Below are 15,161 nucleotides of genomic sequence, written 5' to 3' on the forward strand. Positions count from 1 at the left end.
TGGAGAGAAAAGCGGGCGGACGATTATTTGATGATTTGAGAGACGCAATTCAGAGACGCGGTGAGATGTAACTAACTGCACTCTTCTTCGGCCGTCAGAGTAGCGGCGGCTTGTTTGAAATCTTTTGAGAGACGGGTCCGTCACGCTTTGCCGGGCACGGATAAACCGCACGTGTTATCTCGGCAATGCCAAGGGCATAGGGGCGAGGCAAATGATGAAACGGCAGAGTGCACCTCGGCATTGGTTCATTTTACTGGCGGCGGTTTTCTTCTCGACTCTGGCGGCTTCTCACAGCTTGGCCGAGCCGGCGGCGTCTCCCTCCGAAGAGGTGCGGGCTCTGCAGCGGCAGCTCCGGGGTCTTGGCTATGTGGATACGCCCGACACGGGGCTTATGGACGTTCAGACCCGGTATCAGATCTGGTTCTTCGCGGAGGAGAACCGGCTGGACAAGAATGGTCTCTTCAACAATCTCCAAGTCGCCACAGTCGCCGATCTCTTGAGGCAGCACGCAGAACAGGTCGCCGAGGATCGAAAGAAAGCGCGTGTCGTCGTTCCGCGCAGCCATCCAAAAGATTCCTTCCTGGAGGTCGTGGCCTCGCCCGATGGGAAGTGGGCGGCGAGTTTTGCAGACCGGTTGATCAAGATTTGGAATCTCGAAACCGGCCTTGCGGTCCGCGACATTGAATTTGGTTGCTGCATGAAGGCAGCGGCGTTTCTGCCGGATTCCAAAAGTCTGGCGATCGGCACATCGGGCCCGTCTATCCGGATCCTGGATCTTGCAACCGGGGCGATGACGCATCGTGTCGTGATCGAGGGAAAGATCGACACGCTCGATCGCAACATCACAAAAATCGAGGTGCGCCCCAACAGTGACGAGTTGATTGTCGCCGACCAGGTCGGACAGGTGTTCGTGTTCGACTGGAAGAAGAACGCCGAAGTGGCCAAGCTGGGGCGCCATCCCCCAGCCTCGAACATGTTCAGCAACGACATCGAAGGTCTCGCGGTGTCGCTGGACGGCCGCCTGGCGGCGTCGGTTCGTGACGACGATCCCCGTGTGGTGATCTGGGACCTCGTGTCTCGCAAGCAGTCGAAAACGGTGAAGCTTCCGAAAGAATTCGAAGATGCGCGGTTCGCGTTCAACAGCGATGCGACCAAGCTTGTCGTCTGGTCACACTACAAGAACTCGATGGGAGAGCTCGAGCTATCCTCCGGCAAGTTCAGGTCCATCGCGCTTCCGGGCTATTTGAACGGACTGCTGTTCAATCCGGCTTTGACGAAGAACTACGCGGTGATCGTGGACCAGAAGGGAATTTCGCAGATCGGAATGCTGGACCCCGGCACCGGGAGTTTCGAGCCGGACTATCCCTTGTCGGAAACCGGCTTCGCATCGGGCAACGTTGAGATGGCCGGCGGCTCCGATGCGGGCCGATCCATCCTCGCCGGCAGCGAGGGGATGGTACGGATCGGAAGCCTCAAGGAGAAAACCAGTTGGAAGAACCGTGTCGATCCGCGATTGAAGATCGACAACGTGCTTCCCTGTGGGCCTGGCTTCTCGACGATCCAATACGATCGCTATTCGCAGAAATTGGGTGTGTGGGACTTCCAGAAGGGCACGCTGGCGGCGCAGCTCAGGATGGATGGCCAGCCCCTTGGCAGCCCTGATGCATCCGGCAGCGATCTCAGTGTCAGCTCCGCCGTCTGCTCAGGCGATGGCGAGATGCTCATCACAGGGCTGGGCTCTGGCGACGTCGTGCGATGGAGCCTGACCGGGGCGGAGCCCTCACGCCTGTCGACGATCGCCGGGCGGCCGAGCGAGGCCTACGACAAAATGCTTGGCGTTGCGATTTCGCCCGACAAGCGTCTCATCGCGGTGAGCCGCGGCAATGGCATGGTTGAGCCGGAAGGGTCTCCCGGCACGGCGCGCAAGAACCGGTCTGAGATCGTCTTCTACAATGCCGAGAGCGGCGGAGCCGAGCGGACGATCGCCTTCGACAAGCTTACGACGGAGCAGACCTGGGGCCAGAACCAAACGCGCGTTGTAGCGCTTTCCAGCCGGTCGAACACCGGGCAGATGGCGTTCTCTCCGGATGGTGCCCGCCTCTTCGCTGCGCGTAGCGAATGGCGATTTGGGATGTGGAGCGTCGATTCCGGACAGCGCATTCAGACCTATGAGACACTGCAGAAGTTCCAACGGTTCATGCCTGAGGTTGGCGTGAAGACCGCTGAGGACCGCCGTGTCGCCACCCATGCCGAACGGGGTTTCTCGCGGGTTCAGCAGCTCTTCGTGCCTCCTGAGACGAGCCGGATCTATGCCCTTCTGGATGCGTCCGATACAGGGTTCTCGCCCAGAAAGACCTTTCTTCTCGACTACAGCTACGGCTTCTCCCATCCCGAGCGGGTGCTGGAGGTGGAGACAATCCGCGTCGGCACCATCGATCGCAAAGGCACGCGCTTTTTTGGCGTCAACGGGCTGTCGGAGATCCTCGTTTACGAACTCCCCTCGGGCAAGCTCTTGCACCGGATGAAGACCACTCAGGGCGGGCTCTCGTCGATCGACGTGTCTCATGACGGCAGCCGGATTTATGGCGGCAGCGACGAGGGCATGGTGCAGACGTGGGATAGCGCGACGGGAGAGTTGCTCGCTACCAGCGTCCTGCTTGGGGACGGCGAGTGGCTGACCATGACGCCGGAGGGCTTTTTCAACGGGTCTCCGAAAGCAGGTCAGCTCATCTATCTCCGCACGGGACCGATGCAAATCTCGACCATCGATCAGCTCTATCAGTTCCTCTATCGCCCGGACCTGGTGCAAGAGAAGCTTGCGGGCGATCCCCAGGGGCTGGTCCGTGCCGCGGCCGTGAAATTGGATCTTGGCCAACTGGTCGCCTCGGGGGCTGCGCCGAAGGTATCGATCGTATCCCCCGCTGCGTCGGGATCCGTCGAGAGCGAGCGGATGACGGTTGAAGGCGAGATCACCGACCAAGGCGGCGGCGTCGGGCGTATCGAATGGCGCATCAACGGCGTCACGCAAGGCGAGGTGGAGGGGCAGCGGGGACTCGCGCGCGTCGAGGAGGCCACGACGTCAGCGTCTGCCGGCAGGAGCATCAAGGCGGCGCAAGCCTTGTCCCTCGAGCCTGGCGAGAACACCATCGAGCTCGTTGCCTACAACGCCGCCAACCTCATTGCGTCCGAACCTGTGTCGATCCGGCTGTCTCTTCCCGAGAGTGCTGTGAAGACGCCGCCGACTCTCTACGTGCTGGCCGTCGGCATCAACGATTACTACGACGGCCGATTGCGGCTGACCTACGCGGTGCCGGACGCGACCAAGTTCTCCGCGGCCTTGGAGCGTGCCGGAGCCGGACACTACAACAGCATAGACGTAACCACCCTGACCGACAGCGATGTGACGTCGGAGGGACTTGAGCGGGCCTTCTCGGAGCTGTCGAAGAAGGTGCGGCCGCGCGACGTGCTCGTGTTCTTCGCAGCGGGCCATGGCAAGACGGTGGATGGGCGCTACTACTACCTGCCGCGAGACTTCCGTTACCAGACAGAAGCGTCAATTGCGGAACTGGGCATCGGGCAGGACAAGTGGCAAGCGTGGTTTGCGAAGATTCCGGCCCGCAAGAGCATCCTCATCTACGACACCTGCGAAAGCGGAACTCTGACCGGCGCGAATGCCCAGCAGATCGCCATGCGCTCGGGTCTCGAGCAACAGGCGGCAGTCGGCCGTCTCATCCAGGCCACGGGGCGCACGGTTCTGACAGCGGCGACCTCGGACCGGCCCGCGCTCGAAGGATACCGAGGGCACGGCGTGTTCACCTACGCCCTGCTGGACGGCTTGGCCCGCGCCGACAGCAATGGGAACGGCCTCATCGAGGTCACGGAGCTTGCGGGCTTCGTCGACACGGCCGTGCCCGAGATTACGGAGAAGGCGTTCGGGTTGCGCCAGCTGCCGCAGATGAGCATTCAGGGATCCGATTTCGCGCTTGCCCGCAAAGTGGACGGACTGGTTGCCGAGAGCGGGGCCGGACCCGCTGTTCCTGCCATTCCCGAAAAGCCGACACACGTAGCCTTGGAAGCGGTTCAGGTCTTCAAGGATGCTGGTCCGGCGGGTGAGGCGGTTCTGGAGCTGAAGCCCGGCATGACCTTTGCGGTAATCAAAACCGAGAACGGGTGGTCGCTGATTGCACGCGATGGCAAGGCAATCGGTTATGTCGAGGAGGCCAAGGCCCAGAAGCTGCAGTAAAAAGATTGACGAGAGCAGCGATGGCCGTGTCTCGCGGTCTTCTGCTTGCGAGTGTGGGGCTCGGCCATGCCCTGGGGTTTGTGGGTGCAGCGCCGGCGGGAGAGACCTCTCCTCCTTTGGAGATGCCGGCCCAATGCCTTTCCGTGAGCGACGGATGCCGGGTCTGCAAGCTCACCCCGCGGGGCGAAATCGTCGGATGCTCATGTCCCGGGATCGCTTGCGGCGTGGGGCCGTGGACCTGCACGGAGCCGCTGGCGACCCCGGTCGGCCCGGATCTGAGCCCGGCCGCGCCCCCGCCAAGCGGTAACGCATAGTCTCTGTGTCCAAGAACAGATGCGCAATCTTCATCCGCAATCGCGCTAGTCCGATCCATCCGCTCTCTCCCGGTCGCTGGGGGGCTTCCAATCGGATGGGAAGGGGGCAAGCCGCTCGGGCCATTTTGCCGATCCGCTCCGTCAGCCATGTTGGGGACAGGCGACCTCGATCCATCGAGGCGAACAGCGGAAGGAGCGGCCCATGGCCCGGATCAGATTTCCTCTCTCTATCGTGACCTCTTTCATTTTCGCGGCAACCCTGTTGGCGCCTGCCGCTCAGGCCGCGTCTCTCCGCGACCTTGCTGTGGCGAACGCGGAGCACGGCGCCAGGATCAGCGTGTCGGCGCTCAACGGGAGGCGGATGGAGGAGGGTGAGACAGCTCGTTTCAGGATTGAGAGCAACAAAACCGGCTTCGTGCACCTCTACGTCAGGAACGCGTCCGGCCGGATGCAGCTCTGGATGGAAAACGTTCCCATCCGTGCGGGCCGGAAGCTTCAATATCCGATGGACCCGTCGATCAAGATCCGTGCGATCGCGCCGTTCGGGGACGACGAAATCGTAGCGGTGCTGACGCGGTTCCAGGTTGATGGCTTCATCGGCCGGAGAATGACGTCCTCTCCCACGGAACTTGACCTGGATGTGCGGGAATTCGAGGACGAACTCGCGACGATCTTAACTGCCGATAGCAAAAATCCGTGGGTATGGGCGCGCACGGTTGTGACGGTACGCGAGTAAAGCTAGCATACTATCAGACGTCTGAGACATGTTCGGGATCGGTGGCATGTTTTATTCATTTCTCTGGTGGGGCGTTCTTCTCAGCTTGTTTGCCGCGCCAGCTTTCGCTGAGTCACACCCTAGCGCTTCCCAAACCCAAATCGAGATGGCCCAGGCCGCCGACGAGGAGTTCATGGAGCCGGATGCCGGAGCGTCAGACGATGAAGGAGCGGATGCGGCGGTGCCGCACACCGGGGAGGCAGACGACGCTTCTGACGAGGGCGCGAAAGAGGACTTTGATCAGTCTCTCGAAGCACATGGCGAGAGCGACGAGGAGCGGTCATCCGATGTGTGTGGAGCAGTCAAAAGCGGCGGCGATCGTGATGCGAAGATCATCGGCGGGTGTAAGTCCCGCCCCGGTAGCTGGCCGAGCTACGTCTACCTGAACATACAAAAAGGACAGTCGGAGTTTCTGTGCGGCGGGATTGTGATCGATAGCAACTGGGTGGTCACGGCGGCGCATTGCATTGCGGATGCGCCCTCTCCCGCTGAGAACTGCGCGCCGGGGCCGGTGACGGACTACGCGGCCACTTCGGTTACGGTCTTCGAAGGTACGGACACACGATACGGCGCTTCGAAGAAAAAGCTGGGACGGCGCCTCGCTGTCGACCGGGTGGTCCGCCATCCCGCGTACAAGGGATTGTGCGCTTCGCCAAAGGGGCATCACGACATTGCCCTGCTGCGGCTGAAAACGGTTGCCAAATCCCCCACGGGATTGCTCGACAAGAAGGATGGGGGTGGTCTCAGCTTTACCAAGCCTGGCGCCTTCGCGACGGTGATTGGCTTTGGTGACACCGGAGAAGGGATCTCGAACCATCTTCGTCAGGTCGACGTTCCAATTTTCAGCGAACGCGACTGCCGCAAGGCGTACTCCGACGCGGGCGTGGATTATGCGCTCCAGGTTTGCGCTGGGTTCGACGCGGGCGGGAAGGACAGTTGCGGCGGCGACAGCGGCGGTCCCCTCTACATCCGCGATCCGTTGGGGCAGCAGGTTCTGATCGGGATCGTGAGCTGGGGCGCAGGGTGTGCCGAGGCAGGAAAGCCTGGGATCTACACGTCAGTCGCCGGGCATGAGGGATGGATTCGGCAATACGTGCCCGGCGCAGTATTCGCCTTGCCTTCCTCAAACGCGCCGTCCGGTGTCGATGCGTCGCTCGGTCAATTCGTAGGTCCGCCACCGGCCGACAGTCCGAGCGCCAATGGTGAGGTGACGGTCAGTCTGACCAACGGAGCCCGCGTCAAGATCGGCGAAGCGATCTCGATCCGCGTCACGAGCTCGCTGACGGGTGCGCTGGTCGTGCTCAACCAGGACCAGGCGGGTAAGGTCACGCAGTTATTCCCCAACAGCTTCAGCGCCTCCACGCAGGCAGGCAAAGCCCGCGAGATCATCCACGCCGGAGAGACCATCGAGATTCCGGGCAGCGATCAGAGCTTCATGCTGAAGGCCTCGCCGCCGGCGGCCCGCAACACCATCATCGCGATCGTGGCGCCTCCCGATGCGAAGATTGGGGATCTGGTCGATCCATCGAAGGCGCTGCAGGAGATTGCCGATCCCGTGGCGCTGCTTACCGAAATCACGCAGCGGAGCAATGAGGCTGACCGTTCGCGCGGCGTCGACGTCGTGGGAGCGGCCAAGGTCGGGCGTGCAGTAGGGAAACGGCCGTTCGATATCGTAACCAATTAGCAGAACGTCAACACGAGTGGGCGAAAGGAACGTACGATGACACTCCATGGAGCTTTGAGGTTTGCTGTCGCGCTTTGTGGCGCTCTGGCCTTGACCTCTCAACTGTCTTGGGCGGGCGCGCAAAGAGACGCGCCGGTCACTCTGGCCGAGAACGCCGCTCCCGCTGAGGGCGCAGCCGCAACTGCCGAGGCTGACGGCGAGGCCAGCACGGAGGAGATCAATGAACAGAAGAGCGCAAGCAAGGAGCTCGAGCGCGATCTCGCCGCGGAGCTGAAGCCGATCTACGATCTTGGTGACGAGAACGGCAAGGGGCCGAAGATCGGCATCGACGCGTGGGTGAACAAGAAGAGTCTGACCTACGCCGTCGGCGATACGCTGTCGATTTCCGTGAAGCCGCAAAAAGATGCCTACATCACCATTCTCAATATCGGCTCGAGCGGCTCGACGACTGTCCTCTATCCAAATCATTTCCAGAAAGACGCTCGTGTGAAGGCCGGGTCCGTGGTCCGCATACCCGGGCGGAAGGAAAAGTGGCAGATCACGGTCGGCGGCCCTTCGGGAGTCGATCTGATCAAGGTGATCGCTTCAAAAAAGCCGCTCACGCTCAAGGAGTTGCAGACCCTCGCGGCGACCGACGAGAAGAACCCGCTGATTTCCATCGGACGCTCGAGCGAGGAGACCGCCAAGGATCTGAGCGCTGAACTCAAGCCGGACGGTGGAGATGAGAAGGACCCTGCGTTCGGCGTGCGGAACCTACTTGTTCGGGTCAAGAAGTAGGGGCTTCCGTGCGGGTGCCGGCCCAGACAGGCGAGCAATGACGGCGGTGGCTTCCAAGTGAAGACGATCCCATGACATCTGTCCAAGGAGAAGCCCGGCCCTCGCGCCGGACGGTCATTGCAGGACTGGGCGCGCTGACCCTCTGGCCGGACGCATTGCTCGCGCAAGCGCCGGCAAAGGGAGCGAACGGTTCGGTCGTCAACAGGCTCGGCGTGTCGGTGCTGGACCGCATCGCTCGCAGGCACAAAGGGCAAAACGTCGTTATCGCCCCTCACTGCCTTCATTCGGCGCTGGTGGGCCTTGCGGCGGGCGGAGACGACAGCCTGCAGAAGGCCCTTTCCGGCACCATTCTGACGGGACCCAAAGCAACGGTCGAAAGTGTGCTCGCGGATTGTGCGATTCTCGGTAGCGAGCTCGCGAAATCGTCACGGGAGGGCGTCGAACTGAAGACCGCTGTCGGCGTCTGGGTCCACCAGGACGTCACCCCGGAGGCGGAGTTCAAGGACCGGCTGAATGCGGCGTTTGCCGCCGAGGTCGCGGGCGTGGACTTCCGTGGCTCGGATGCGCTGGCGAAAATCAACGGATGGATTGGCGAGAAGACCGAGGGCCAGATCCCGCAGATGATCGACCGGCTGGATCCGTTGACCGAGTTCGTTCTGGCATCGGCCCTCTATTTCAAGGGGCGGTGGGCCCAGTCGTTCGATCCGGCGCGGACGGCGCCTTTGCCCTTCCGCTTGCGAGCGGGAGAGATCAAGCAGACCCCGATGATGGCCGCCGAGATCGATGGTGGGATCTGGGAGGACCGCAAGCTCCGCGCGATCTCCATTCCTTTTGGAACCGCCGAGGCCCCCCGCTTCCAGTTCGTGATTGTGCAGTCAAAGGATAGGAGCCGGCCCTTCTCGACACGGCAATGGGATCTCGGCGCCGTGCTTTCGAAGGCGAGCTTCACGCCGGCCCGGATCGATGTGACGATCCCCAAGTTCGCGGTGAAGTTTGAAAGCGACATGCGCGAGGCGCTTGAGGCGAGTGGACTTCGGGCGCTGGTCTCCAGCAGTTCCAAGTACACTCGCATATCTTCGAATGCGGTGCGCGCGCCTGTCATCAATCATGCGGTCAAGATCGAGGTTGACGAGAGGGGCGCGACGGCCGCCGCTGCCACAACGGTCACGGCAACACGCTCTATGACAGAGGTCGTGCGCGTTGTCGTGGACAGCCCATTCGCGTTCAGCATCTCCCATCGCGGCCTCAACCTAGATCTCGTCCAAGGGCTCATTGAGGATCCGGCGTCATGATCAAGCTGACAGACGACCACCTTTGGCCGAGCCTGCGTGTCATGATCCAGAAATTTCGGATAGCGCTGTCTCACCTGGTTGGTGCGCTGGCCCTTGTGCCGCTGATCGCCGCGCCGGTCGTGGCGGAAGGCGCAAACTGCCTTGACCTCGAAAGCAAAATGCGCGCCGCGCGCAGGGCCGGAGATCAGACGGAGGTTTCGGCGCTGGCATCAAGGCTCCTCTCAGGCAACACACCCTGCACGGCGTTGGAGCGCGAGTTGATTCTGAGACAGGCTGCGCTCGCTTTTTATGATCAGGCTATCGCGCCCTCGCTCAGCGACGAGCGGAGGGCGAGCTTGTTGCGGGACGGTCTCCGCTTGGCTGAGCCGTGGAAAATGTCGGCCATGCTCGGGGATCTAGAAATGGCGCAAAAGGGCTATCTCCGCGCTGCCGAGCTCTACAGGAACGCGCTGGATGACATGAGAGACACGGTGGTCAATCCAGAAGCGCCGTCTCTGGAGGTCCAGCAGGCCATATTCAAGAAAGCGGAGCAGGCGGCGCTGCTCGCACCCCGGCATGTCGCCCAGGTCAACATGCGCAGCGGAAAGCCAGGTGGAATTGCCGGTGGCGATGTACGCGGGTTCGTGCCGCAAAAGGTCGCTCATCCCATTCAGTTCGTTTATCGGGAAGCGACATTTACGGAAGCCGGCGCGCAGGCCGTGAAGGAGATGCTCGAGCTCCTGCGAGAGACTTCTCCACCACATGTCACGCTGACGGGGCATACGGATAGCCGTGGAGACGACGCGTTCAACAAGGCGTTGTCGATCCGCAGGGCGAAAGCGGTTGCTGACTATCTGCGTTCGAACGGGTACAGGGGCAAAATCCGCGTGGAAGGACGCGGAGAAGACGAGCCCTACGTCGGCGACGGCTCGGTCGAGCTTTCCGAGGACGAAATCCATCAGCAGAACCGCCGCGTGGAGCTCGAGGTGCCGAATGATCAAGCAGCACAAAAGTGAGGCATGAATCCATTGCTAAGACGGCTCATTGCAGCGGCTGTGGTGTGCACGCTTTGGGCCGTGGTGCCCGATGTGGCATCGGCGCGAGTTCACGCGCTTGCCATAGGCATCAACGACTACAAAACAATCAAGAAGCTGGAGGGCGCCGTTGCCGATGCCCAGGACGTCGCCCAGGCGCTTCGGTCCGTAGGGGCCACCGTGACACTGCTGACGGACAAGGAGGCCACGCGCAAGCGGATCGAGCGCGCTTGGCGTGAGATTGTGGGAGGTGCGGCGGCCGGCGACGTCGTCGTTTTTTTCTACGCGGGGCATGGAGGTCAGGAGCCGGATCGCGAGCCTTTCGACGAAGAGGATGGCAAGGACGAAGCGTTCCTCCTGGCGGGCTTCAGCACGAAAAAGGGCGATCCAGGTTTTTCAGAGCGCCTCGTAGACGACGAGATCCACGGCTGGCTGAAAGAGGCGGTGAGCAAGGGGTTCAAGGTCGTCTTTGTTGCCGATTCCTGTCACTCCGGCGGAGCGGGCCGTGCGACCTTCGGCGGTGGGCAGGTACGCTTCGTGCCGCCTTATGGGGAAGAGGAAGGTGCATCGATCGCGCAAGCGGTCAACGCATCGCAAAAACAAGATGCGGTCGAGAGGGGGCGCGATCGCGACATCCCGGGTGTCTTTCAGTTTCTGGCCGTCAGCGAAAAGAACCAATCTCCTGAAGTGCGCATTGACGGCGAAAGGCGCGGTGCCTTGAGCTACGCTTTCAGCCGTGCAATCGAGGGTCAGGCAGATGCAGACCGGGATGGGATGCTGTCGGGTCTCGAGCTGCAAACGTTCCTCATCCCTCAAGTGGCCTTGTGGTCGGAAGGACGGCAGATTCCGGATTTCGTTCCGCTCCGGCAGTCGGGAGATGGTTTGCTTCCGGCGGGAAAGGCGACGGCCACGGGCGCGGGACTGCACGCTCTTCCGCCGTTGTCCCTCAACATCGAGTCCGGTGGGGCTACGGCCTCTGCGAACCTGCGTTTGGACAACGCGACGATTGTCGCGGCGCAGAGGGACGCTGATCTCATCTGGAATGAAGCCGACGGAACCGTTCGCAGCAGCACGGGCGACATTGTCGCCGAAGGCGTGCGGTTTGAGGAACTTTCCCAGATTGTCGAGAAGTGGCGTGTTCTCGGGATGCTGAAGCGAGTGTCCGCCGGGCATGCGATTGAAGTGAACCTGTCGGGAGGAACCAACAAGACCTACCGGACGGGGGAGGAGTTCAGGCTCGAGAGTGAGACATTGCCCTCGGGCAGCTACGTCACGGTCTTCGACCTCGCACCGGACGGGTCGGTCGCGTTTCTCCATCCCGACAAGACGCGACGAAGCCTCGCGGACAGCGAGGCGTCGCGATGGCCTGACGACATCCCTTTCTTCATTCCGAGGATTCGCGTGGAGGCTCCCTACGGCGCCGACCACATTGTGGTGCTCGCAAGCGATAAGCCGATCGATGGATTGTACAAGGCTGCTTCTGCCGTGTCGTCTGCAACCCTTACGGGTCTGCTGGCGCAGGTGTTGGACGGCGCGACGTTCAGGATTGGGGTAGTGGGGATATACACGCGTGCAGAATAGCTCCTCGAAGCACCCTAGACACATCGGCCGGTGTGTGTCCGGATTGGTCTTGGCGGCCGCTCTTGTGCTCGGAGGCGCCACGGCGGGGCGATGCGAGGATCGAGCGCTCATCATCGGCGTCAACAAATACGCTTATCTCGGAGAGAAATCGCAGCTAAGCGGCGCTGTGAACGACGCCCGCGTCATGGCCGGCCTGGCGAAAACAAAATGGGGCTTCAAGCCGCAGCAGATAAAAATGCTGCTGGATGCCGATGCGACGGCACAGGCAATTCGAAGTGCGCTTCGCGATTGGATCGTAGCCGATACGTCACCTGGGGACCGGGCGCTCATTTACTTCTCGGGGCACGGTTACTTTGTCGAGGATACCAGTGGGGACGAGGCTGACGGCCGGGACGAGGTGATCGTTCCCCACGACGGAAAACTGCTCGCATCCGGGTACGAGAATTTCGTGATTGACGATGAAATCGAACGGGTTCTCCGCGAGATGGCCGATCGGCAGGTCATGTTACTTTCAGATAGCTGTCATTCCGGGACCATCGAGCGCTCGTTGGTCAGCGAGGACGAGGCCACCGGCAGTGAGGGTATGGTCCGCTCTCCCACGTGGACAACCGAGGGTATGCGCGGCGGCCCGGACAAAGATCTCGCCGTTGCACTAAAAACGAGCGAGCAAGCCTACAAGAAGCTGCGCCAGGCGAATTCGTTCATCGAGGCGCGCGATGTCACGGTCACGGGGCGAGGATCGCTGCTGGTATGGACCGCAGCCGCGGCCACGCAGCTCGCACAGGAGGATGCGTCCCTTGCGCCAGGCGCGAGACAAGGTGTTTTCACCCGGGCGTTCGTGGATGGCATCGGCGGAGCAGCCGACAGCAACGGCGACGGAAAGGTCACGGCATCGGAGGTCCTGACCTACGCCCGTGCCAAGGCCGAGAACTATTGCGCGAGCTTCGCGTGCAAGACGGGCATGACGCCAACCTTTGAGCCCGGAGGGTCCGAGCTCGGCAGAGATATGTCCGTTTGGCCCGTCGGCGCGGCTGCGGGAGATGCGGGCCAGGCTCCCCTTGATCCCACCGATGTCATTCCGGTTCCGCCAGAAGGGTTTTCCGTGAAGCTCGCGATCGAGCCCGGATCGACTGTCAGGCTTGGGCAGTCCATCAAGCTGCGGATCGAAAGCTCGCGGCCCGGCACGCTGATCGTGCTCGACGCGCGTGACGACGGGAAGGTCTTCCAGCTCTTTCCGAGCGTTTGTACGCACAAGGAGCGCGCCATCCGCGCAAACGCTCCGCTGCTGATGCCTGACCCCTCTTATGGCTGCGTCTTCAAAGCCGATGAGGCCGGACAGGGAAAAATCATTGCCATCGTAGCAGAAGACAAGGTGCCTCTCGACACCCTGCTCGAGGGGACGCGTGCGAAGGGCATCGATGTGATTGGAAGGCCGTCGGAATATCTCGGAAGTATTGCAGAGGCCCTGTTGGCCGTATGGACCGGAGATCCGCGCAACCGTCCGGTGAAGTGGGGTCTCGCGACGGCCTCCTATGAGATTGTGAAGTAACGATTAGGCCGATGACCCATCGTAGACGTGGGCGCTCGGTCGGACCGCAGGGGGAGTGCTCGCTGACGTTCCGGCAAGTATGAGGGACGACAAGGCTTGCTCGCCGCGCCACTCATCGGCAAGCTCCGGGAGGAACAGGCGCTATTCTGCGGGGCAAGCACATGAGGTTGATCGTTGATCCTCGACGCGGCGACGTCGAAGACGATGCGTCCAGCACGAAGCACCGCTCGCTGCTCTCCATGGCGGGCAGTATTCTGGTCGAGGTGAGCCTGCCCAAGCTGCTGCTTGCATGGCTCATTCTGTTGATCGTCCCGGCTATCGTGCTCGGCGTTGCGCCGCTGATCGCGACGAGCTGGGCCGCCAAGGTCGGAGGGCAGCTCGGCACGCAGCTCCTCGGGTTCGTGCCAGTCGTCATTCTTCTCGCCATTCTCGTCCTTGGCTGGTTGTTCGGGCGCAGGCTTTTCCATCTGGCGGAAAGCAGTTTCTGGTCGCTGAACGCGCTTGCGGTAGAGCCCGCTTACGCGATGTGCCGCGAGTCCCTGCGCCATGTCGCGGAGCTCATGCTTCCGGAAGCCGCGGAGGTCGCTCGCCGAGAGCGCCTCAGAGCGTGGACCGCCGCACTGTCGGGCATCCTCATCAGCGGGCTCGCGCTGGGCGCGGTGCTGCTCGCGTGGCCGGCCTCCCGTTGGATCGGTACGGCCGGCGATCTACTTGCGCCGCGTACGCTAGCCTGGATCGCGCTTGCCAACACCGTCGTGCTGGTTGGCACCTACCTTGCCGTGGCGTCGCTCGTGTGGGCGTTCGCCGATATGACGATGCCGCCTCCGCGCGACATCGAGAGCTTTCCGCGAGCTTCGCCGGGTGCACGCAGCTGGCGCATCGCGCATCTGTCGGACCTTCACGTCGTCGGCGAGCGATATGGATACCGGATCGAGAGCGGCAGGTCGGGACCGCAAGGAAACGCGCGCCTGCACCGACTGCTCGCAGGGCTCGACGCGCTCCATGCTTCAGAGCCGCTCCACACTGTGTTGATCACGGGAGATCAGACCGATGCCGGCCGCGCGGCCGAGTGGGCCGAGTTTCTCGATGCGATGGCGGCCTACCCCGCTATTGCCGAGCGCGCGCTCATCCTTCCGGGAAATCACGACGTCAACATCGTCGATCGCGCCAACCCCGCGCGCCTCGATCTCAACGTGGATCCGAACAGTCGCTTGCGCAAAATCCGCACGCTATCGGCCACGGCGGCAATCCAGGGCACTCGCGCCAAGGTGATCGACCGCGCAGGCAAGCGCGTCGGCGAAACGCTTCAGGATGCCCTGGCAGCGCGCGCGTCCGGCCTTAAGAGCTTCGCCGATACCGGACGTCCCGTCTTCTCGACGGCGATCTCGGACCTGTGGAACGATCTCTTCCCCATGGTCCTGCCGCCCGATGACGAGGACGGGCTGGGCATCATCCTTCTCAACTCCAACGCCGAGTCTCATTTCTCCTTCACCAACGCGCTGGGGCTTGTCTCGGCGGATCAGGTGAGGGGCATCGAGACGGCGGCCGCGCAATATTCGCGTGCTGTCTGGCTCATTGGCCTCCATCACCACCCGATAGAATACCCGCGCGCCGCGAAGGTTCTGTCCGAGCGTATTGGCACGGCGTTGGTCAACGGCAATTGGTTCCTGCGCCAGCTTCGGCCGATGGCAAGCCGCGCCGTGCTGATGCATGGCCACCGACATATCGATTGGATCGGCGAGTGTGGAGGAATGGCAATTGTCTCGGCGCCCTCTCCGGTGATGGAGGCGACCAACGACGTCGAGACGCACTTTTACATTCACACGCTGGAGGCCGGGAGCGACGGCCGCATTCGCCTGCTGAAGCCGCAGCGCATGACGGTCGCCGGGGACGAGACGCGGGAGGTATCGTAATGGCGCAAGCGCAGGAAACG

9 protein-coding genes are annotated in these 15,161 nt (G+C 62.2%); all 9 read left to right on the top strand.

Annotated elements, in window-relative coordinates; all coding sequences use genetic code 11:
• Positions 1 to 295: 295 nt before the first annotated feature.
• The 9 genes from F812_RS0107730 to F812_RS0107770 all read left to right on the top strand — a co-directional run bounded on the left by F812_RS0107730 (position 296) and on the right by F812_RS0107770 (position 15,141).
• Entirely contained in the window at positions 296 to 4,243 is a 3,948-nt protein-coding gene (locus tag F812_RS0107730; RefSeq protein WP_198011153.1) for a caspase family protein, read from the top strand.
• A 576-nt stretch (positions 4,244 to 4,819) separates the two neighbouring features.
• Positions 4,820 to 5,293, top strand: coding sequence for a DUF4384 domain-containing protein (locus F812_RS0107735; protein ID WP_198011154.1), 474 nt, complete (start codon positions 4,820 to 4,822; stop codon positions 5,291 to 5,293).
• A gap of 145 nt (positions 5,294 to 5,438) precedes the next feature.
• Positions 5,439 to 7,016, top strand: coding sequence for a trypsin-like serine protease (locus tag F812_RS0107740; RefSeq protein WP_198011155.1), 1,578 nt, complete (start codon positions 5,439 to 5,441; stop codon positions 7,014 to 7,016).
• 36 nt (positions 7,017 to 7,052) lie between these two features.
• Complete coding sequence (locus F812_RS0107745) at positions 7,053 to 7,793, top strand: DUF4384 domain-containing protein (protein ID WP_083929114.1); 741 nt, start codon at positions 7,053 to 7,055, stop codon at positions 7,791 to 7,793.
• Positions 7,794 to 7,864: 71 nt separating this feature from the next.
• Positions 7,865 to 9,085, top strand: a complete 1,221-nt coding sequence (locus tag F812_RS0107750; RefSeq protein ID WP_020085396.1) for a serpin family protein — start codon at positions 7,865 to 7,867, stop codon at positions 9,083 to 9,085.
• Positions 9,082 to 10,080, top strand: a complete 999-nt coding sequence (locus F812_RS0107755; RefSeq protein WP_020085397.1) for an OmpA family protein — start codon at positions 9,082 to 9,084, stop codon at positions 10,078 to 10,080. The genes F812_RS0107750 and F812_RS0107755 overlap by 4 nt, the downstream gene beginning before the upstream one ends.
• 60 nt (positions 10,081 to 10,140) lie before the next feature.
• Positions 10,141 to 11,679: a caspase family protein gene (locus F812_RS0107760; RefSeq protein ID WP_198011156.1), complete on the top strand. Its 1,539-nt coding sequence runs from the start codon at positions 10,141 to 10,143 to the stop codon at positions 11,677 to 11,679.
• Between the two features lie 49 nt (positions 11,680 to 11,728).
• The gene (locus F812_RS0107765; RefSeq protein WP_198011157.1) at positions 11,729 to 13,228 is read left to right on the top strand and encodes a caspase family protein; all 1,500 of its coding nucleotides are present in this window, start codon (positions 11,729 to 11,731) and stop codon (positions 13,226 to 13,228) included.
• Positions 13,229 to 13,389: 161 nt separating this feature from the next.
• Positions 13,390 to 15,141 (top strand): metallophosphoesterase family protein, encoded by a 1,752-nt coding sequence (locus tag F812_RS0107770; protein ID WP_020085400.1) that lies wholly within the window; start codon positions 13,390 to 13,392, stop codon positions 15,139 to 15,141.
• The last annotated feature ends 20 nt before the right edge of the window (positions 15,142 to 15,161 follow it).

Origin of the sequence: Hyphomicrobium zavarzinii ATCC 27496 (assembly GCF_000383415.1) — a bacterium.
Lineage (GTDB): Bacteria > Pseudomonadota > Alphaproteobacteria > Rhizobiales > Hyphomicrobiaceae > Hyphomicrobium_C > Hyphomicrobium_C zavarzinii.

Coding starts and splice junctions, on each gene's coding strand:
- F812_RS0107770 (WP_020085400.1), top strand. CDS start 13,390: ATGAGGTTGATCGTTGATCCTCGACGCGGCGACGTCGAAGACGATGCG.
- F812_RS0107755 (WP_020085397.1), top strand. CDS start 9,082: ATGATCAAGCTGACAGACGACCACCTTTGGCCGAGCCTGCGTGTCATG.
- F812_RS0107750 (WP_020085396.1), top strand. CDS start 7,865: ATGACATCTGTCCAAGGAGAAGCCCGGCCCTCGCGCCGGACGGTCATT.
- F812_RS0107745 (WP_083929114.1), top strand. CDS start 7,053: ATGACACTCCATGGAGCTTTGAGGTTTGCTGTCGCGCTTTGTGGCGCT.
- F812_RS0107740 (WP_198011155.1), top strand. CDS start 5,439: ATGGCCCAGGCCGCCGACGAGGAGTTCATGGAGCCGGATGCCGGAGCG.